Below are 18,376 nucleotides of genomic sequence, written 5' to 3' on the forward strand. Positions count from 1 at the left end.
GGCCTCGGCCAGCAGCAGGGCGCCGTGGCACACCGACGCGTCCCGCCGGGCGCGGCCGGCGAGCCGGGCGATCGGCGCGGCCAGGTGCAGGTGCTGCGGCGCGGACAACCCGCCGGCCACCAGCAGCGTGTCGATGTCGGTGAGGTCGTCGAAGGCCACCGCGGGGGTGCGGACGCCGGTGTGGGGCCGGACCGGTCCGGCCTCGGCGGCAGAGCGGCGTCCGACCAGAGCGGGGCCGCGCTGCGGTAGCGCACCGGCTCGGCGTTGCCGCCCGGATACCAGGCCACGCCGAAGCCGTCGGCGTTGATGGTGCCGCCGCCGCGCATGTCCTGCGGCGCCCACGCCTGCCGGGCGAGGGCGTGCGGCGCCTCGAACAGCAGCTCCGCCAGCGGTACGGGTGTTCCGAGATAGGCCAGGTGCCGGCACATCAGTGGGTGCCGGGCCCGGCGTCGCGGGCACAGCGGAAGCCGCTGAAGATCTGCCGCCGGATCGGGTGGTCCCAGTTGCGGAAGGTGCCCCGGCAGGCGGCCCGGTCGGTGCCGAACGAGCCACCGCGCAGCACCTGGTAGTCGCCGCCGAAGAACACCTGCGAATACTCCTCGTACGGGAACACGGCGAAGCCCGGGTACGGGTGGAAGCCGGAACTCGTCCACTCCCACACGTCGCCGATGAGCTGGTGCACGCCCAGCGGTGAGGCACCGTCCGGATAGGCACCGACGGGCGCGGGCGACAGGTGGCGCTGGCCGAGGTTGGCGTGCCGGGCCTTCGGCGCCTCGTCGCCCCACGGGAAGCGCCGGGAGCGGCCGGTCACCGGGTCGTGCCGGGCCGCCTTCTCCCACTCGGCCTCGGAGGGCAGCCGGCGTCCGGCCCAGGCCGCGTACGCCTCCGCCTCGAAGAAGCACACGTGCACCACCGGCTCGTCCGGCACGATCCGCTCGGTACGCCCGAACGCCGTGGCCGCCCAGCCGTCCCCGTCACGCCGCCAGTGCAGCGGCGCGGTCAGCCCGGCCGTCTGCCGGTGCGCCCAGCCCCGCTCGCTCCACCATTGCGGATCGTCGTAGCCGCCCGCGTCGATGAACTCCGCGTACCGGCCGTTGGTCACCGGGGCCGCGTCGATGAAGAAGGCGGGCACGTCCACTGTGTGCGCGGGCCGTTCGTTGTCCAGCGCCCACGGCTCGGTGTCGGTGCCCATGGCGAACGGGCCGCCCGGGATCAGCACCTCGCCGGCGACGGGCACCCGGGCCGGTGGCGGTGGGTCGGCCGTCAGCACCGGCGCGCCGGTGCGCAGCTGGTGGGTGGCCAGCATCGTCTCGTCGTGCTGCTGCTCGTGCTGCACGATCATGCCGAAGGCGAACCCGTCGGCCAGCAACGGCCGGCTCTCGTCCAGCCGGACCCGGTCCAGCACGTCGAGAGCCTTGTCCCGCACCTGCTCCACGTAGGCGCGGGCCTCGGCCGGACCGAGCAGCGGCAACGCGGGCCGGTCGCTGCGCGGGTGCTTGAACGCGTCGTAGAGCTCGTCGATGTCGCGGCGCACCGGCTCGCGGCCGCCGACGTCGCGGACCAGCCAGAGCTCCTCCTGGTTGCCGACGTGCGCGAGGTCCCAGACCAGCGGCGACATGATCGGTGAGTGCTGCCGGACGAGATCGGCGTCGTCCACGGCATCGGTCAGCAGCGCCGTGCGGGCGCGGGCGCGCTCCAGCTCGGCGGCGACGGCGAGGCGCAGGTCCTGAGTCATCGGTGCGCGTCCTTCCGGGTGCCGGCGCGGTCCAGGCGCCGGTCGACGATGTCGGTGACCACGTCCCGCAGCGCGGGCGGCAGGCCGGTGCTGTCGAGGTTGCGGCAGGCGAGATCCAGCAGGTCGGTGGCGGTGCGCCGGATGTCGGGGTCGGCCAGCCCGGCGCGGGCGGCGGTCACCCACTGGCCGGCGGTGGCGGCCGCGACGGCCCGGGCCGCATCGGTGGTCGCGTCGTCGGCGAGCAGGGCCGCCACGACCGCGGCCGGGGCGATCCACTCCGTGCCGGGCTGGGTGTCGAGGTACCGGACCTCGAGATAGCCGCGCGGGCGGACCGGCGGGAACAGCGTGCTGAGGTGATAGTCGAGGTCGTCCACCCGGGGCGGGCCGGGCAGGGCCCCGTCGATCCAGTCGGCGAAGGTCACCCTCGCCGGCACGTCCCACGACTCCTCGCCGCGGCGCACACACAGCACGGGTGCGGCGAGGGCGTAGTCGGCCCAGCCGGTGGCCAGATCGCCGGGGGTGCCGACCGGTCTGGTGCGGCGCGGGTCGATGCCGTACCAGGTGGCCATCCGGGCCGAGGCCCAGCCGGTGTCGCGGCCCGCGTGCCGTCCCGAAGTGGCGAAGGCGGCCAGCAACGCCGGTCCCGCTTCGTGCAGGGCTCCCCAGCGGTGCGGTAGTTGCCGTTCGGTGCCGGCGTCGAGACAGATCTGCAGGCCGGCGGTGCTGCACATCATGGTCCGGCCGTGCCGGCCACGGGCGTCGAAGCTGCGTTGCATGGCGGCGTACCGCGGGGTCTGCAGCATGCGCCGGGGGGCCCGGTGCGGATCGAGGCCGGTGTCGCCCAGGACCAGGCCCGAACGGGCGAGCAGGGCGGTGAGGTGCGCCTGGTCGGCGCTGAGGGATTCGTACAACTCGGTGAGGGAGCCGGCCGGCGCCGAGGAGATCTCGAGCTGGCCGCCGGGCTCGACGGTCACCGCGCCACCGCCGGGTAACAGTGCGCCGGGGTGGGGATTGCCGAGTGCGGGTGGTGCGTACGTGCCTAGGGCTGTGCGGAGGTCCGCGGCTTCCAGATAGGCCGCCGGGGCGTCCGAGCGATGGACGGTCCATTCCAACTCGACGCCGATGCGCCGAGGTGGGCCGGTCTTGAAGCAGATGCCGGAGATGTGATCGGCGGCCTGGGCGAGATGCCGGAGGACGCCTTCGGACAACGGGCGCTTCGCACTGAAGGTAGCCATGCCCCTCCCCCGAGTAGTCAATCCATCCGGACCTTACCTACAACGGATCAGTCCCGGTAGGTGGGCTGCGCCACTTTCACCGATTGTTCAAGGGCGGGCCGCCTGCACCAGGAACCGGTGCGCGGTGGCGGTGTAGTGGCCGTGGGTGCGGATGGTCGCGTCTATCCGGCGCAGGGCGCGCTCGTACCGCTGGGGAGTGAAATCGCGGATCTGCCACGGCACCGCGCGCAGCTGATAGACCAGTGCGCCGATGTCGTGGAAGGTCAGCGACGGGCGTTCCTCGCGTACGTCGGTCACGATCAGCCCGGCCGCCTCCAGCGCCGCGACCGCCTCCGTCGCCGTCCAACTTGTCGCGTACGGCGGCGGGGCGCCGAGCTCGGCGTTCAGATCCCGCAGATCGTCGCTGCCGACCTGCTGGCTCAGCAGTGTCCCACCGGGCTTGAGCAGGCGGGCGATGTCCTCGGCGGGCAACCGGCCGTGCCGGCTCAGCACCACGTCGAACTCGTTCTCCCCACCCGGCAGCTCGGTGAGCACCGACACCCCGAACGGCGCCAGCCGGTCCCGCGCGACCGGCACGTTCGGCGCCCAGCCCTCCACCGCGACGGTGTGCGCGGGCAGCGGCGCCAGCTCCACGAGCAGCTCACCACCGCCGGTGTCCAGGTCCAGCAGACTGCTCGCCGGCCGCAGCAGGGGACGGGCCAGGTCCGGATAGGACCAGGACGGATCCGAGCCGACCGCGCGGCCGTCGAGCCAAGCGAACTCCCACCCGGTGATCGGCACCCCGGCGGCCTCGCCGACGAGGTGGTCGTACTCCGCAGAAGAACGCATGCCCGACGGTAACCGGGTGGCTCCGGCCGGCGCGACCGGGATACGTCCGGTCTACGATCCGGACATGGTGCGCCTCGGCGGTCGGACGGAAGTCGCAGCGATCGATGCGCGACCGTTCCTCGCCGCCCTGCCCGAGCTGCTGGCCGGGTGGCGCGCGCTGGACTTCGTCGACGGCGTGGTCCGGCATCCGGTCACCGAGCGGGCCCACGGCGGGCTGCGGGTGGTCGACGGCCGGCATCCTTACCCGGGCGTCGCCTACCGGCTGGTGCTGCGCGAGGACGAGGTGCCCGCGCCGACGGCCGAGGAGGCGGCGGTCGCGGCCCGGCTGGTGCACGCCGACGCGATGGCCGCGACCGAGTGGGAGCGCGGCCGGATTGCGGCGGCCCGGGCCACCGGGCGGGTGGCGACAACCTGGCACACGTACGCGATCACGCTCGAAGCCGACGAGCGGGAACGGACGTGCTTCACGGTGCACCACACCGACACGGACACCCGGGCGCGGGTCGAGCTGTCCCCGGGGCCGGTCGGCCTGCTGCTGGAGGTGCCGGACTGGCTCGGTGCCCGAGGGCTGCTCAGTGGGGTGGTGACCGTGCGGATGTCGGTCGATGCGAGCCGGCTGCCGCCGTACGGGAACGAGGAGCCGCAGCTGGTCGCGACGGTGACCCACCCGCGAGCCCTCGGAAGCGGGGAGCTGACGGTGGCCGCGGCCGAGCCGGGCCGCTGGTCGGTGACCACCCGGGCGAGTGCTCGCGGGGTGGGGTGGCTGCGACCGCTCGTCGGGCTGCTCGCGCCGCTGGTGAGGGGGCCGGTGCAGCGCGGGCTGGATGATTTCCTGGCGGCGCTGCCGGCGCGGTTCGAGGCCCTGAACAGGGAGATCACGGCCCGGTATCCGACGCCGCCGGATCCGCGGACGCTGGCCGGGCAGGTGCTGGCCGACCTCGTCTCCGCCGTCCCGACCACCGTCCCCACGCCGGCCTGACCTGCCCGCTTGGCTCTGCCCGCGCCGGGCTGACGTGCCCGCCGGGGCCCGGATTGACCGCCTGGCCGGGCCTGCCCGCGGCGGCTCAGGCCAAGGCGGGCTCGATTCGGCGGAGCAGGCCCGGCCAGCCGCTGCCCATGCCCTTGAGCGAGATGCTGCCCGGGACAAAACCGGCATGCCGCAGGAACAGCCGGGTCCCGGAGCCCTCGGGCTCGAGCCGCCACGTGATCGTGGTGTCCAGGCTGCCCTCGGCGAACGTGTACACCAGCAGCCGCTCCGGGTCGACCTCCAGCACCTCGCACGGCTGCTGTCCCCAGCTGCCCATGTCCATGGTGAAGCGGTGGCCCACGATCGGCTTGATGTCACCCGCGGCCCACCACCGGGCCAGCAGCTCGGGCTCGGTCAGCGCGCGCCAGACGGCGGCGGGCTCCCGGGCGATGAACTGGTCCAGTTCGATGTCGGTCTTGTCGGTCACCGGTCGTCTCCCTCTTCCTCGACGAGATCACGCAGCGCGACCAGGCGGTCCCGCCAGTAGCGCTCGAACGGATGCAGCCACTCCTGGACGCCGGCGAGCGGCTCGGCGGCCAGGTGGTAGTAGCGGTGCCGGCCGCGCGGCTCCTCGCGGACGAGGCCGGCCTGGCGCAGGACCGCGAGGTGCTCGGAAACCGCAGGGCGGCTCAGCTCGAAGTGCCCGGCCAGCTCCCCGGCGGCGCGGGGGCCGTCCCGGAGAGCGACCAGCAGCCGGCGCCGGACCGGGTTGGCCAGCGCCGCGAACACGTCACCGTCAGGCATGCCGCCCATGATGCGTCGGAGATCCCCGACATGTCAACAATCTCCGACGCATTAGGGTCGGGGTATGGATCTGGTTTTCGTGCACGGTTCGTGCGTCGACGACGGCGCCTGGTGGTGGTCCCGGGTGGCCGCCCTGCTGCCGTTCCCCAGCATCGCGGCACCGCTGCCCAGCTGCGGCGCGGCGGCCGGGCAGGCGGGCCTGGCGGACGACGTCGCCGCCGTGCGGCACGTGCTGAGCGGGACGGGTCCGGCAATCGTCGTCGCCCACTCGTACGGCGGAGTCGTCGCGACCGAGGCGGCGGCCACCCAGGACGTGCGGCAGCTCGTCTACATCACGTCGTTCCTGCCGAAGGTCGGGGAGTCCCTGGCGACCTTCGCCGGTAGCGAGCCGGCCCCGTTCCTGGATTTCGCCGCCGACGGCACTTTCGGCGTCCGCCGAGAGCTGACCGAGGAGCTGTTCCTGCAGGACTGCGACGCCGCGGCGGTCGAGGGCGCGCAGGCCCGGCTGACCCGCCAGTCGGCGTCGGTGGTGGCCACACCCGTCACGGTCGCGGCCTGGCAAGACATCCCGAGCACCTACCTGGTGTGCGCCGAGGACCGCGCGACCCCGCCGGAGCTGCAGCGCACCCAGGCCGCCCGGGCCCGCCGTACGGTGGAACTGCCGACCGGCCACCACCCGATGCTGTCGCACCCGGAGCTGGTGGCGGCCGAGATCCGCGCCGCCGCGGGGGTCACTCGCTGATCGTGTCCAGGATCTTGCGGGCGTCGTCGTCCAGGCGGACCCGGCGGGCCGTCATGTTGTCGATCAGGTGGCCCAGCGACGAGGTGCCGGGGATGAGCAGCACGTTCGGGGCCAGCTCGAGCAGCCAGGCCAGCGCCACCTGAGACGGCTGAGCCTCCAGCCGCTCCGCGACGGCGATCAGGTCCGGGTGGGTGAGCAGCCGGTTGACCCCGCCGAAGGCCGAGCCGAGCGGGAAGAACGGGACGAACGCGATGCCGAGCTCGTGGCACTCGCGCAGCAGCGGCAGCGAATCCCGGGCCAGCAGGTTCAGCGAGTTCTGCACGCAGACGATCTCGGTGCGCTGGACCGCGTGCACAAGCTGCTCGCGGGTCACGTTGCTCAGCCCGATCCCGGCGATCAGACCCTCGTCCCGCAGGGCGATCATCGCGTCGAGCTGCTCGTCGAACGCGCCGCCGCCGTCCATCAGCCGCAGGTTGACCGCGTCGAGCCGGTCGACCCCCAGCGAGCGCAGGTTGTCCAGCACGCCGGACCGCAGCTGCTCGGGCTCCATCGCGGGCAGCCAGCGCCCGGTGCCGTCGCGGGCCGCACCGACCTTGCTGACCAGGACCAGATCCTCCGGGTACGGCCGCAGCGCCTCCCGGATCAGGTCGTTGACCACGTCCGGCCCGTAGTACTGCGCGGTGTCGATGTGGTTGGCGCCCAGCTCCACAGCCTTGCGGAGAACGTCGAGGGCGGTGTCGCGGTCACGCGGTGGCCCGAAGGCCCCGGGCCCGGCGAGCTGCATCGCGCCGAAGCCGATCCGTCGCACCGAACGGTCGCCGAGCGGAAAGGTGTCATCAGTCACGACCCTCACTCTACGATTCCCACCCGATTCCGCCAGGCGACGCCGAAATGCCCGACCCCCGCCACCGGCCCCGCCCACGCCCGCGACCGCGACCGCCGGCGACGGCCGAGGCCGGCCAGCCTTAATCGCCGAGGCCAGGCGGCCTCGACCGCAAGAGCCGGCCAGGCTCAGCCGCAGAGGCCGGCCAGGATCTCCGTGATCGTCTCGGGCTTGTGCCGCAGGGTCGCCCGGCCGACGGGCAGTTCGCACCGCACCACCTCCGGGTCACCCGTCTCGACCGCGTTCGGCCACACCCACAGACCGGTCTCCTCGGAGATCCGCTTGGCGTTCATCCGGAAGCGTTCCGCCGTCGTCGCGAACAGCAGATGCATCATCGGTGTCTGCGGCGGGTCAGGCACCACCCGCACCTCGGGCACCGCAGCCAGCGCCGCCGCGATGGCACGGGCGTGGGCCAGCCGGGCCGGCATCTCGGCCAGTGTCGCGTCGAGCAGCCCGAGCGCCGACGACGCCGCCGGCCACATCGCGAACAGCGTCCCGCCCAGCCGCCCACGCCACTCGCGCACCTGGGCGATGTCTTCCTCCGGCCCGGCGACGCAGCAGCCCGGCAGCGCGCCCACGCCCTTGTAGAACGACACGTACACGGTGTCGAACAGCTCGGCGATCTCGGCGGGCGACCGTTCGTAGCCGACGGCGGCCTCCCAGAGCCGGGCGCCGTCGAGGTGCACGGCCGCGCCCCGGTCGCGGGCCCACGAGGTCTGCGCGACCAGCTCGTCCCACGACGGCAGCGTCCCGCCGAGATCCCGTTGCGGCAGCTCCAGCACGAGTGCCGCCACCGGCTCGGCCACGCTCTGCAGGTCGCTGCGGCGGATCAGCCGTTCGAAGTCGCCGACCGGCCGCCCGACGAGCTGGTGCAGCCGCGCGTAGCCCTGCCCCTCGTGCCGTTCGAGGTGCGAGTACGGATGCCAGACGATCGTGCGGCTGGTGCGCTGATCGGCGTGCACCCGCAACACGGCGCCCTGGGCCATCGTGCCGCTGGGCAGGAACACGGCAGCCGGCTTGCCGAGCAGCGCGGCGACGTGCTCCTCGAGCTCGGCCACCACGCCACCCTCGCCGTACAGGTCGGGGCGGGCCTCGGGGTCGATCGAGGCGAGCAGCTCCGGCGGCCGCACCAGCCCGTTGCCGAGCAGGGAGTCGGTGCAGGCCGCCCGCCTTGCGCTGATGTCGTCATCCACCGGGCCAGTGTGTCGTGTTCCCGTGCTGGTGTCAGGCAGGTTAGCGGCGCACCGGCATGAGGATCGAGAACGTGCCGCTGCCTCGCACGGCCAGGGGTTTGATCGGTCCGTCCAGCTCGAGGACCAGCTGGCCCGCGCCGCCGGCGTCGAGGGCCTGGAGCAGGAACTCGCGGTTGACCGCCACGTGCGCCTCCTCGTCGGCCGCCCACTCCGCCTCGGCCGCCACCCGCAGCGAACCGGCCGGGTCCACCGCCAGGACGGTCAGGTCGAACGGCTTGCCGTTGTGCTCGCGGGACACGGCCGGCACCTCCTCGACCGCCGCACGCAGGGCCGCCACGTCGACCGTCACCTGGCGGCTGCCGGCCGCGCCGAGGTCGACCAGCCGGTGGTGGTCGGGGAAGCCGACGTCCAGCGGCTTGGCCTCGATGCGCCGGCCGCCGACCTCGGCGCCGAGCAGCTCAGGAGTCAGCAGCAGCACAGCCTCGTCGTCGCGGGTGAGCAGCCGCCGCAGCTCGTCGACGAATGGCAGGGGAGCGACGAGCCTGGCCGGTGGCCCCGAGACGGCGGCGGCAGCCTCGGCGACGGCCAGCCGGTAGCGGTCCGTCGTCACCACGGTCAGCGCGGCGGTCTCGGTCTCGAACAGCACGCCGCCGAGGATGGGCAGCTCGGGGTCGGTGCAGGCGGCGAAGCGGACGGCGTCGAGCGCGGCGGCCAGGGCAGCGGCGGGCAGGGTGATCCGGGTCATGGTGGTCTCCTCGGGATCCAGCAGGGCGTGGACGCGGGAGAGCTCACGACGGGCGTCGGCCAGGCCGTCCTCCAGCCGGCGCAGGTGCTCGTCGAGCAGCTTGCGCACCGCCGGGGGATTGCTCAGCTCGGCGACCGCGCGGGTGATCCCGGCGACCGGCATCCCCACCCGGCGCAGGCCGGCCACCAGGCGGGCGGCCCGCAGCTGCTCGTCGCTGTAGCGGCGGTAGCCGGTCAGGGGGTCGACCTCGGCCGGCACCAGGACCCCGGCGCCGTCGTAGAACCGCAGCGCGCTGATGCTCAGCCCGCTGGCCCGCGAGATCTCGCCGATGCCGTACATGTCGTCGCTCTCCACACCTGGAACCCTGCTGCCTCGACCTGCTCGAGGGTCAAGCGCCTGTGCGATCGTGCAGGCATGGCACGTGACGTGGTGATGGTGAACGGTCTGCCGGGATCGGGCAAGAGCAGCCTGGCCCCCCGGCTCGCGGCCGCGCTCGACGCCGCCTGCCTCGGCAAGGACCGGATCAAGGAAGCCCTGGCCGACGCGGTGGTGACCGAGGTGCCGGAGCTCGGCGCGGTGGCGATGGACACGGTGTGGACCCTGGCCGCGGCGGTGAGCGGCATGGTGGTCGTGGACTCGTGGTGGTTCCACCCGCGCGATCTCGAGCAGGCCCGCGCGGGCCTGGCCCGAACGGGAGCGAAGGCGACCGTCGAGATCTGGTGCGACGTGCCCGCCGAGCTGGCCCGCTCCCGCTACATCTCGCGCAAGCGGCACGCGGTGCACGCCGACGCGGAGAAGCTGGCCACCGAGTGGACCGGCTGGGCGGCGGCCGCCGTACCCCTGGCTCTGGGGGCGGTCATCCGGGTCGACACCGCTCGTATGGTGGACATCCGCGCCCTCGCCGACGACGTACGGGCGGCCCTGTGGACGAGCTGAGCCGCCTGCGCCGCGCCCGCGACCAAATGGACCGTGACTTCGCCCAGCCGCTCGACATCGCCGCTCTGGCGCGTACGGCGCACATGTCACCGAGCCACTTCAGCCGCCGGTTCCGGGCCGCGTACGGCGAATCCCCGTACGGTTATCTGATGACCCGCCGCATCGAGCGGGCCAAGGCGCTGTTGCGCCGCGGTGACGTCAGCGTCACCGACGCCTGCGTCCGGGTGGGTTGCACCTCGCTGGGGTCCTTCAGCGCCAGCTTCACCGCACTGGTCGGGGAGACGCCGTCCGCCTACCGCGCCCGGGACCACCGGGCCGCCGCCGCGATCCCCGGTTGCGTGCTGAAGCAGCTGGGGCAACCTGGTCGGTTTCGAGAAGCGGCCGGCTCGCGATCCTCCTAGCGTGGCCGGCATGACTCTCTCGCTGTCGCACTGCTTCCTCGTCGTGCACGACTACGACGCGGCGCTCGCCTTCTATCGCGACGTCGTGGGCCTTGAGGTGCGCAACGACGTGACCTTCGAGGACAACCGCTGGCTCACGCTGGGTGCGCCCGGGCAGCCCGTGGAGATCGGGCTGGAGATCCCCGGCTACTTCCCGCACACCTCGCCGGAGGACCGGCAGACGACGGCGGATCTGCTGGCCAAGGGGCTGCTGCCGGGCATCATCCTCCGCACCGGCAACTGCGACGAGACCTTCGAGAAGGTCCGGGCGGCGGGCGCGGATGTGATCCAGGAGCCGATCGACCAGCCGTCCGGGGTCCGCGACTGCGCCTTCCGCGACCCCTCGGGGAACATGGTCAGGTTCTCCGAGGGGTAGCGGAACCAGCGTCAGTCGGTGACTGTTCCGGTCACCGTGCCGAGCTCGGGCGCTTCCTCTTCCCAGCCGAACACCGTCGGGTGCAGCTGCACCACCTCGTCCGGCTCGTCCGCGGAGTCGGTGACGGTCGGGATGGTCAGGTCGGCGGTCAGCTCGCCGGCCTGCACCCCGGTCCACGGCATCAGATAGGTCTCCGACAGCGGCCGGGACGGCAGTGGGTCCTCGCCGGAGTTGTCGGTGAACCAGGTCGGGTCGACGTCCGTGCTGGACAGCTCGGTCCCGGCGGCCGGCGGCTCGATGTCGGCCTCGACCCAGATCGGGGTCTCGGCGATGGTGGAGAGCCGGACCCGCCAGGTGAGCGTTCCGCCCTCGGCGACCCGGTCGGCGACCGGCTCGACGGTGATCTTCGGGGCGGGGTCGTCGTTGGCGGCGATGACCGCGCCCTGGTAGTCGCCGATCACCGTGCCGCGGACGGCCTTGGCGTTGAGGATGGAGGCATCGCCGGTGCCGAAGAGCGTGTCTCCCGTGACCTTGACCGGCACCCGGATCGTGCTGCTGCCGGGCCGGACGGTGGCCAGCCAGGACTTCGTCTCGTACGTGGCCGCGTCGGTCAGGAACAGCCGCACCTGACCGTTGCCGCGCCCGGTGACCTTGACCGGCACCTCGTACGTGCGGCTGCCCGAGTCGCCCTCGACGACGTTCAGCTCGCCGATGTCGATGCGGGGCAGGGAGACGGGCCGCGCCGCCGGAGTGCCCGGCCGCCAGCCCCACGCGTCGATCAGCCAGGCCTCGCCGGCGGCACTGCGCGGGATCAGCTCCAGCTTCGCCACCTTGCCGCGGACCTGCTTGAGCGGCACCCGCACCTCCTGACCCCAGTACGAGGTCGTGTTCTGGCTGCCGGGCAGGCCGTCGAGGCGTACCTCACCGAGGGCGGTGCGGCGGCCGGCGGTGTCGGTGACGGCCACGCCGAACCGGTTGCCGGTCGTGTTGGGCGGCACCACCAGCCGCATGGCCAGCTCGCGGGCGCCGGAGACGCTGACCGGCCGGCTGGGCCGCAGCGTGACCGCCTGGCCCGGGGCGGACCACTTCAGGTCGACGGCGTAGCGGCCCGGCTCACGGGCGAAGCCGAACGGGACGAAGTGCGGCGACGGGCTGAACCAGCTCTCCGTGGTCAGGCACGCCTTGGTCGCGTCGTCGGTGACCTGCTCGCAGAGCCGGCCGCCGGTGACCTTGACGGACTCGTCGGGGATCAGCGCCGCCGTGCGCCCGGCGCCGATGGCGTGGCTGAGCACCCGGGCGGGGTCGGCCGACGGGGCGCGTACGCCGGTGCCGTCGAGCAGCGGCCGGACCCGGTCATCGCCGCCGACGAAGAGCCGCGCGGCCGCCGCGATGTACGTCGCACCGACCGTCTGCTCCTGCTGGGCCGTGAGCCGCGTCGCGGTGCCCGGCGAGCACACCGGGTCGGGCTCGTCCCCGGTGAAGAAGTCGTCGAAGGACGGTGCCTGCGACTGCCCCGGGGTCCACTCGGTGTTGAAGAAGTTGTGGTTGGCGCCGATCGCGTACAGGGAGCTGTGCAGGGCCTTGCCCCGGCTCACGCCGCGGGTGGCGTCGACGAAGATCTGTCCCTGCAGGTCGGAGACGTCGCCGTCGCAGCCGGGCAGGATCGTCGCGGACGGCACGTCCGGCACCGGGTTCTGGCCGAAGATCGTCGGGCCGATCAGCAGCAGGCCGCGGATCGTCCAGCGGACCTTGCCGTGGTAACCGTCGGCGGCGGCCGGCGGCGGGGTCAGGCTGTCCATCGCGGCGCGGCTGACGCCCTCGCCGCCCCGGGAGTGACCCATCAGGAACACCTTGGACAGGTCGGCCCGCGGCGCGGACTTCACGATGGCGGGGGCGTTCGCCCGTCCGGCGCCGGCCCAGTCGGCCCAGCGGGCGAGGTGCTGGCGGACCAGCGACGAGCGGGCCTGGGCGCCGCCGTCGGCGGCGGCGAAGTCCTGGCCGTTGATGCCGTTGGCCGAGATCGAGACGGTGACGTAGCCCTGCGAGGCCAGCAGCTGCTGGGCCTGGAGGTAGCCGCGGTGGCTGGGCACCGGCTCGGTGCCCGCGCCGCACGGCCAGTCGCCGGTCAGCGCTTCCTCGTCGGCGCCCTTGAAGCAGGTGTAGTGCCGCCCGTGCAGGAACAACGCGAGCGGACGGTTGCCAGGCGCTCCTTGCGGCGCGACCACGACACCCTGCATCTCCACGGGCTCCGGGAAGTCCGGCAGCTTGACCCCGGCCAGCGAGTACTCGCCGGTGACAGTCCGGTACGGCCCCTTGACGCCGGGATCGACCTTGTTCGCGGGCAGGGCCTGGGTTGCCGGCACCGCGGCCGCCCGCTTGCGCGCCGGTGCGGGGGCGTCGACGTCGAGCCGCTTGCCACCCGCGCGTACCTGCAGGTCACGCAGGTCCTTGGCGTGCTCCAGCGGCAGCCGGAACGTACGGTCGTCGGCCGCCGCGCGCGGCCGGCCCAGCAGCCGGTCACCGGCGTAGAACTCGACTGCCGCGTCGCCCATCGGGATCCGCTCGCCGGACCGCCAGGTCAGCTGTCCGTCGGTCACGGACCAGCCGTCGTCGGCTGCCGGAGCGGGTGGCGCGGCCCAGGCCTGCCCCGCCCCGCTCACCAGTAATGCCGCGGCCAGCGCCGCCGATACGAGGAGTCTTCGCATGCCCCGTGTATACCGAATACATGCAAATGGTTCGATTGACGGCTAAACAAGCAGGGTGGTGGCCACGCCGGCCATCACCACGGCGATCAGGCCGTCCAGCACCCGCCAGGCCGCCGGCCGGGACAGCACCGGGGCCAGCCGGTGCGCACCCAGGCCCAGCGCGGAGAACCACACGCCGCTCGCCACCGCGGCGCCGATCCCGAACAGCCACCGGTGCGGGTGCTGCTGGGCCACCGAGCCGAGCAGCAGCACGGTGTCCAGGTACACGTGCGGGTTGAGGTAGGTCAGCGCGAGGCAGGTCAGCAGGGTCGCGCGCAGGGTGGCGGGGGCCTGGTCGGTCGGCTTCAGCGTGCCGGGCCGCCACGCCCGCTTCGCGGCCAGCGCGGCGTAGGTGAACAGGAACGCGGCCCCGGCCCAGCGGATGACGGTCACGGCCGTCGGCCGCGCGGTCACGACCGCGCCGAGCCCGGCGATCCCGGCCGCGATCAACATCAGGTCCGAGACGGCACAGGTCAGGACCACCGGGAGTACGTGCTCACGGCGCAGTCCCTGGCGCAGGACAAAAGCGTTCTGAGCCCCGATGGCGACGATGAGCACGAGCGAGGCAGCGAAGCCGGCGACGGTGGAGGTGAGCACACCGTCGACGCTAGGACGGATGCGTGATGTACTCCAGCTAAAGATTCTTCACGAACATTAGGGATTCTGTACGTGGACGCGGTGCAGCTGGCGACGTTCCAGGCGGTGATCGAGGGCGGCAGCTTCGAGGCCGCCGCCCGTACGCTGCACGTCACCCCGTCCGCGGTGAGCCAGCGGATCAAGGCCCTCGAGCAGGACGTCAGGCAGGTCCTGGTCCGTCGGGCCAAACCCTGCGAAGCCACCGAGGCCGGACAGGCGCTGGTCCGGCTGGCCGGCCAGATCGCGCTGCTCGAACGCGAGGCCCTGGCGGCGGCCCGGGGCGTGCCCGGCGGCGACGGCCGGACCCGGATCTCGGTGGTGGTCAACGCCGACTCGCTGCACACCTGGTTCCTGCCCGCGCTGGCCGCGCTGCCGGCCGAGCCGGCGCTGAGCTTCGAACTGCACCAGGACGACCAGGACCACACCGCGGAGCTGCTGCGCGCGGGTACGGCGATGGCCGCGGTGACCGCACAAAACGTGGCCGTGCAGGGTTGCCGGGTGGAGAAGCTCGGCGCGATGCGCTACCTGGCGGTGGCCGCCCCGGGCCACTTCACCGGTTTCGCCACCACACCGATGCTCGTCTTCAACCGCAAGGACCGCCTCCAGCACCGCTTCCTGGAGGCGCTGGGCAGCGGCGACCTGGAACCGCCGATCACCTACATCCCGGCGACGCACGCCTTCGCCGAGGCGATCCGGCTGGGCCTGGGCTGGGGAATGGTGCCGGAGCAGACGGCCCGCGAGGACATCGCCGCGGGCCGCGGTGTGGACCTGGCACCGGGCCGGCACCTGGACATCCCGCTCCACTGGCAGTACTGGCGGATGGAGTCGACGGTGCTGACGGCCCTGACCAGTGCGGTCAAGGCCGTCGCGGCCGGAGCGTTGCGTTAGTCGTTGGCGTGCAGGGCGGCGTTGAGCTCGATGCCCGTACCCTTGCGCGGCCGGGCCTCCAGGGCGCCGGTCACCGAGTTGCGCCAGAAGAGCAGGCCGTTGACGCCCGACAGCTCGCGGGCCTTGACCACCCGGCCGTCCGGCAGCGTCAGCTTCGACCCCGCGGTGATGTAACAGCCGGCCTCGACGACGCAGTCGTCACCGAGCGAGATGCCGATGCCGGCGTTGGCCCCGAGCAGGCTGCGCTCGCCGATGGACACCTTGTCCTTGCCGCCGCCGGAGAGCGTCCCCATGATCGAGGAGCCGGCGCCGACGTCGGAACTGTCACCGACGACGACACCCTGCACGATGCGCCCCTCGACCATCGAGGTGCCGAGCGTGCCGGCGTTGAAGTTGCAGAAGCCCTCGTGCATGACCGTCGTGCCGCTGGCCAGATGCGCGCCGAGCCGCACCCGGTCGGCGTCGGCGATCCGCACCCCGGAAGGCGTCACGTAGTCGGTCATCCGCGGGAACTTGTCGACCCCGTACACGGCGAGGTGCCGGCCGGCGGCGCGCTCGATGAAGCGCAACTCGTCGACCCGGTCCGGCGGGCACGGCCCGGCCGAGGTCCAGGCGACGTTGGCCAGCAGGCCGAAGATGCCGTCGAGATTCTGCTCGTTCGGCCGCACCAGCCGGTGCGACAACAGGTGCAACCGCAGGTACGCGTCCGAGGCGTCCTTGATCGGGTCGGCCAGCGAACCGACCTCCACCCGCACCTCGACCGTGGCCAGCCCGGCCAATGCCTTGGGCCCGGTGAGACCGGCGGGCAGCGTGGGCGCCTCCTCCGGAACGGTGCCGAGACCGAGGAAACCGCTCGGGAACCAGGTGTCGAGCACCTGACCCTCGGCGGTGACGGTGGCGAGGCCGATGCCCCAGGCAGGCGAGGTCGAAATCGCGGTACTCACGCAGCGAACCCTACTAGGAGGGGGCAGCGCCCGGTGGCGCCGGTTCAGTAGGGTCCGGCCGGTGAGAAGGGTGTTGTCGTGGTCGCTCGCCGTAGCGATCCTGCTGGCCGCCGCGGTCTGGGGCGGCCTGACCCTGCACGAGCGCGCGACCTTCGGCACCAAGATCAATGAGGAAGACCTGACCGTCGAGGTCGACGAGGGCGACCGCTTCTCCCTGGCGGTCCCGGACCGCGGCGCCTCCGTCGGCGACAGCTGGACCGCCACCGTCGCGCCCGCCGGCAAGCTGGAGCCGGTGGCGGAGCGCAAGGTGCCGGACAGCTGGTGGAGCCGCCTGGTCGGCCGCGACGGCGACATGGCCGGCGGTGGCGGCGGCACCACCTACTTCGTCTACGAGGCGAAGGAGTCCGGCACGGCGGTGGTCACGGTCGCCAATTGTTTCCAGGGCTGCGACGAGCCGTCGCCGCTGTCGCGCACCGTGATCTGGCAGGTCAGCGTTCGCTGAGGCGGGCGTCGATGATGGCCGCCACCCCGTCGAGCCAGCGCGCGAAGCACTGGTCGGCATCGCCCGCGGCGGCGCGAGCCAGCCACGGCCGGATCAGTGCCGACTGCTCCGCCGTGGGCAGCGGCGAGGGAAGCTGGACCGCGTAGTCGCTGCCGCCGCGGCGGACTATCTCCGCGAGGTAGCTCAACGAGCGGGGCAGAACGCCCGCCTGATCCGCCTGGATCGCCGCCGGAACCGCGCATACCGTCATGAGATGTCGTGCGGGATCAGGACTCCGCAGGGCTTCGGCGATCGCGGCCGCCACGTCCACCGACGCCAGTTCTTCGTCGGTGCGCACACCCGGTCTGCTCATCGACCCACCTTCTCCGGCAACCGGACCGTGCTCGGCGTGGAGGGGATCTCGGCGTCGATGCCGTCCACGTGACCGTCGACGAAGTCGCGCTCGGTGATCCAGTAGGTGTAACCCCAAGGGTTGTACACCTGCAGCTGGTACTCGGAGTGGCCGATCACCATCAGCTGGTGGGTCTCCCCGTTCTCATGGGTGAAGAAGGGGACCGGATAGCCCTCGTCGACCGCTCGCTCGATCGACGCGACGGTCGCCTCCCGGGCGGCGCGATCCTCCAGCTTGACGTTGCTGTAGTCGGCTCCGGTCCGGGCGGCGATCTCGTCGTTGGCCACGGTCGCCGACTGCTCGGACGTCATCCCGTCGTCGCCGAAGTGCTCCTGGAACCACGTGCGGCCGCCGTCGTAGACCTGTTCCTGCTCGTCCCGCAGCCGGTGCGCGAACGCCTCCGGATTGTCGAACTCCGGATCCCCGGGATGACCACCCGTCGTGAGCTGCAGCGCATAGAGCGGGTCGACCGCGGCACGCGCGGTGACCGTCGACGCGGCCACGCAGGTCGGACGGTTCCCCTGCTCCCACCGGGCGGACTCGAACGCGTTGTGGTCCTTGCCGGGCATCGGGTTCTCGACGTCCAGCGACAGCGGACTCAGATGCTCCCGCAGCCACCCCGGATCGCCCCCGTGCCCGGCGATCAACTGGTCGAACCCAGCCACCTCAGCCACCGAATACCCCGCCGCCAACGTCTTCAGCAGGTACGCCCGGTGCTCCGGCGAGTAAGCCGTCGCCAGCAGCCCGGTCATCCGTTCCCGGTCCTCGTCGTTTAGCGCCGCCAGCGCCTCCGCCGCCCGCTGGTCCATCGCCGGGGTCAGCACCGGTGTCAGCGGCACCATGGTCCGGGTCCAGCCGGCGCCCGCGATGACCACCTCGTCGACCGCCGACAGCGGCGAGTCGCTGAGCCGGCCGGTGCGGGCCTGCGTCTCGATCTCGTGCATGGCCGTGGCGAAGTCCTCCGCGGCGTTGCGCATCGAGATGTGCTTGTCGACCCGGCCGTCGATGTGTGCGATCGCCTGCGCGTGCTGGTCGCGCATGATCTCGCCCTCGTACTCGAGGTTGGGCACCGGACCCCAGCTCATCGCCCCGACCGTGGAGGCGATCTCGGCCAGCGAGGCCGCGTTGCCGCGGTCGCGGGGCTCCTGCTGGACCAGCTCGGCGTGCTGCCGTACCTGGTCGCTGATCTGCCGGAACGCCGTCAGCGCGCGGAACATGTCGTCGGCGAGTGCCCGCAGTGCGTCGTTCGCGGTGACGTGGGTCTCGCCGGCCCACACGTCGCTGATGCCCTGCTCGCGCAGCACGTCGGCCGCGGCCAGGGCCTTCTCCACCGACTGCGCCACCGTCCGGCAGTCGTCCGCGATCAGTCGCAGTGCGTCCGCGTCAC

20 protein-coding genes and 1 pseudogene are annotated in these 18,376 nt (G+C 72.8%); 7 read left to right on the forward strand and 14 right to left on the reverse strand.

The features are described 5' to 3' along the window. Positions 1 to 206: 206 nt before the first annotated feature. From AB0C29_RS06820 to AB0C29_RS06835, 4 genes and pseudogenes are all read right to left on the reverse strand, one after another. Positions 207 to 428: pseudogene (locus AB0C29_RS06820) on the reverse strand (ergothioneine biosynthesis protein EgtC); the annotation flags it as partial. After that, the gene (egtB, locus tag AB0C29_RS06825; RefSeq protein WP_360816214.1) at positions 428 to 1,735 is read right to left on the reverse strand and encodes an ergothioneine biosynthesis protein EgtB; all 1,308 of its coding nucleotides are present in this window, start codon (positions 1,733 to 1,735) and stop codon (positions 428 to 430) included. The gene egtB and the pseudogene AB0C29_RS06820, both read right to left, overlap by 1 nt. After that, positions 1,732 to 2,970: an ergothioneine biosynthesis glutamate--cysteine ligase EgtA gene (egtA, locus tag AB0C29_RS06830; protein ID WP_360816216.1), complete on the reverse strand. Its 1,239-nt coding sequence runs from the start codon at positions 2,968 to 2,970 to the stop codon at positions 1,732 to 1,734. Before egtA ends, egtB begins: the two co-directional genes overlap by 4 nt. Before the next feature lie 87 nt (positions 2,971 to 3,057). Then, positions 3,058 to 3,798 (reverse strand): methyltransferase domain-containing protein, encoded by a 741-nt coding sequence (locus AB0C29_RS06835; RefSeq protein WP_360816219.1) that lies wholly within the window; start codon positions 3,796 to 3,798, stop codon positions 3,058 to 3,060. On the opposite strand from AB0C29_RS06835, the gene AB0C29_RS06840 reads away from it, so the two are divergent. Next, positions 3,797 to 4,777, forward strand: a complete 981-nt coding sequence (locus tag AB0C29_RS06840) for a hypothetical protein (protein WP_360816222.1) — start codon at positions 3,797 to 3,799, stop codon at positions 4,775 to 4,777. The genes AB0C29_RS06835 and AB0C29_RS06840 overlap by 2 nt on opposite strands. Before the next feature lie 85 nt (positions 4,778 to 4,862). Here the strand turns inward: AB0C29_RS06840 and AB0C29_RS06845 are convergent, their stop codons facing one another. Both AB0C29_RS06845 and AB0C29_RS06850 read right to left on the reverse strand, forming a co-directional pair. Further along, on the reverse strand, positions 4,863 to 5,252 hold the full coding sequence (locus tag AB0C29_RS06845; protein ID WP_360816225.1) for an SRPBCC domain-containing protein: 390 nt from the start codon (positions 5,250 to 5,252) through the stop codon (positions 4,863 to 4,865). After that, positions 5,249 to 5,569, reverse strand: a complete 321-nt coding sequence (locus AB0C29_RS06850; RefSeq protein ID WP_360816228.1) for a metalloregulator ArsR/SmtB family transcription factor — start codon at positions 5,567 to 5,569, stop codon at positions 5,249 to 5,251. The genes AB0C29_RS06845 and AB0C29_RS06850 overlap by 4 nt, the downstream gene beginning before the upstream one ends. Before the next feature lie 64 nt (positions 5,570 to 5,633). Here AB0C29_RS06850 and AB0C29_RS06855 point away from each other — a divergent pair, with 64 nt between their 5' ends. Further along, positions 5,634 to 6,311 (forward strand): alpha/beta hydrolase, encoded by a 678-nt coding sequence (locus AB0C29_RS06855; protein ID WP_360816231.1) that lies wholly within the window; start codon positions 5,634 to 5,636, stop codon positions 6,309 to 6,311. Here AB0C29_RS06855 and AB0C29_RS06860 read toward each other — a convergent pair. The 3 genes from AB0C29_RS06860 to AB0C29_RS06870 form a co-directional block, all read right to left on the reverse strand. Beyond that, positions 6,301 to 7,155, reverse strand: coding sequence for an oxidoreductase (locus AB0C29_RS06860; RefSeq protein WP_360816234.1), 855 nt, complete (start codon positions 7,153 to 7,155; stop codon positions 6,301 to 6,303). The two genes, AB0C29_RS06855 and AB0C29_RS06860, sit on opposite strands and share 11 nt — an antisense overlap. Before the next feature lie 167 nt (positions 7,156 to 7,322). After that, on the reverse strand, positions 7,323 to 8,387 hold the full coding sequence (locus AB0C29_RS06865) for a beta-eliminating lyase-related protein (protein WP_360816237.1): 1,065 nt from the start codon (positions 8,385 to 8,387) through the stop codon (positions 7,323 to 7,325). A gap of 40 nt (positions 8,388 to 8,427) precedes the next feature. Next, positions 8,428 to 9,471, reverse strand: a complete 1,044-nt coding sequence (locus AB0C29_RS06870) for a MerR family transcriptional regulator (RefSeq protein ID WP_360816266.1) — start codon at positions 9,469 to 9,471, stop codon at positions 8,428 to 8,430. Between the two features lie 75 nt (positions 9,472 to 9,546). Between AB0C29_RS06870 and AB0C29_RS06875 the strand changes: the two genes are divergently transcribed. The 3 genes from AB0C29_RS06875 to AB0C29_RS06885 are packed head-to-tail and all read left to right on the forward strand — an operon-like array spanning position 9,547 to position 10,884. Continuing rightward, positions 9,547 to 10,068, forward strand: coding sequence for an AAA family ATPase (locus AB0C29_RS06875; protein ID WP_360816241.1), 522 nt, complete (start codon positions 9,547 to 9,549; stop codon positions 10,066 to 10,068). Between the two features lie 26 nt (positions 10,069 to 10,094). Next, complete coding sequence (locus AB0C29_RS06880; protein WP_360816269.1) at positions 10,095 to 10,469, forward strand: helix-turn-helix transcriptional regulator; 375 nt, start codon at positions 10,095 to 10,097, stop codon at positions 10,467 to 10,469. A gap of 10 nt (positions 10,470 to 10,479) precedes the next feature. Continuing rightward, on the forward strand, positions 10,480 to 10,884 hold the full coding sequence (locus AB0C29_RS06885) for a VOC family protein (RefSeq protein ID WP_360816244.1): 405 nt from the start codon (positions 10,480 to 10,482) through the stop codon (positions 10,882 to 10,884). 11 nt (positions 10,885 to 10,895) lie between these two features. Here the strand turns inward: AB0C29_RS06885 and AB0C29_RS06890 are convergent, their stop codons facing one another. Continuing rightward, a complete protein-coding gene (locus tag AB0C29_RS06890) occupies positions 10,896 to 13,589 on the reverse strand; it encodes a hypothetical protein (RefSeq protein ID WP_360816247.1) in 2,694 nt (897 codons plus the stop codon). A gap of 42 nt (positions 13,590 to 13,631) precedes the next feature. Beyond that, positions 13,632 to 14,225, reverse strand: a complete 594-nt coding sequence (locus tag AB0C29_RS06895; RefSeq protein ID WP_360816250.1) for a LysE/ArgO family amino acid transporter — start codon at positions 14,223 to 14,225, stop codon at positions 13,632 to 13,634. Positions 14,226 to 14,297: 72 nt separating this feature from the next. Between AB0C29_RS06895 and AB0C29_RS06900 the strand changes: the two genes are divergently transcribed. Next, a complete protein-coding gene (locus AB0C29_RS06900) occupies positions 14,298 to 15,152 on the forward strand; it encodes a LysR family transcriptional regulator ArgP (protein WP_360816253.1) in 855 nt (284 codons plus the stop codon). Here the strand turns inward: AB0C29_RS06900 and dapD are convergent. Next, entirely contained in the window at positions 15,149 to 16,096 is a 948-nt protein-coding gene (dapD, locus tag AB0C29_RS06905) for a 2,3,4,5-tetrahydropyridine-2,6-dicarboxylate N-succinyltransferase (protein WP_360816256.1), read from the reverse strand. The genes AB0C29_RS06900 and dapD overlap by 4 nt on opposite strands. Before the next feature lie 61 nt (positions 16,097 to 16,157). On the opposite strand from dapD, the gene AB0C29_RS06910 reads away from it, so the two are divergent. Then, positions 16,158 to 16,598, forward strand: coding sequence for a hypothetical protein (locus AB0C29_RS06910; protein ID WP_360816258.1), 441 nt, complete (start codon positions 16,158 to 16,160; stop codon positions 16,596 to 16,598). Here the strand turns inward: AB0C29_RS06910 and AB0C29_RS06915 are convergent. Further along, the gene (locus AB0C29_RS06915; protein WP_360816261.1) at positions 16,585 to 16,935 is read right to left on the reverse strand and encodes a hypothetical protein; all 351 of its coding nucleotides are present in this window, start codon (positions 16,933 to 16,935) and stop codon (positions 16,585 to 16,587) included. The two genes, AB0C29_RS06910 and AB0C29_RS06915, sit on opposite strands and share 14 nt — an antisense overlap. Before the next feature lie 11 nt (positions 16,936 to 16,946). Then, positions 16,947 to 18,376: hypothetical protein (locus AB0C29_RS06920; RefSeq protein ID WP_360816264.1), on the reverse strand; the 1,430-nt coding region annotated here is incomplete at its 5' end.

It is taken from the genome of Actinoplanes sp. NPDC048791, assembly GCF_040650095.1.
GTDB lineage: Bacteria > Actinomycetota > Actinomycetes > Mycobacteriales > Micromonosporaceae > Actinoplanes.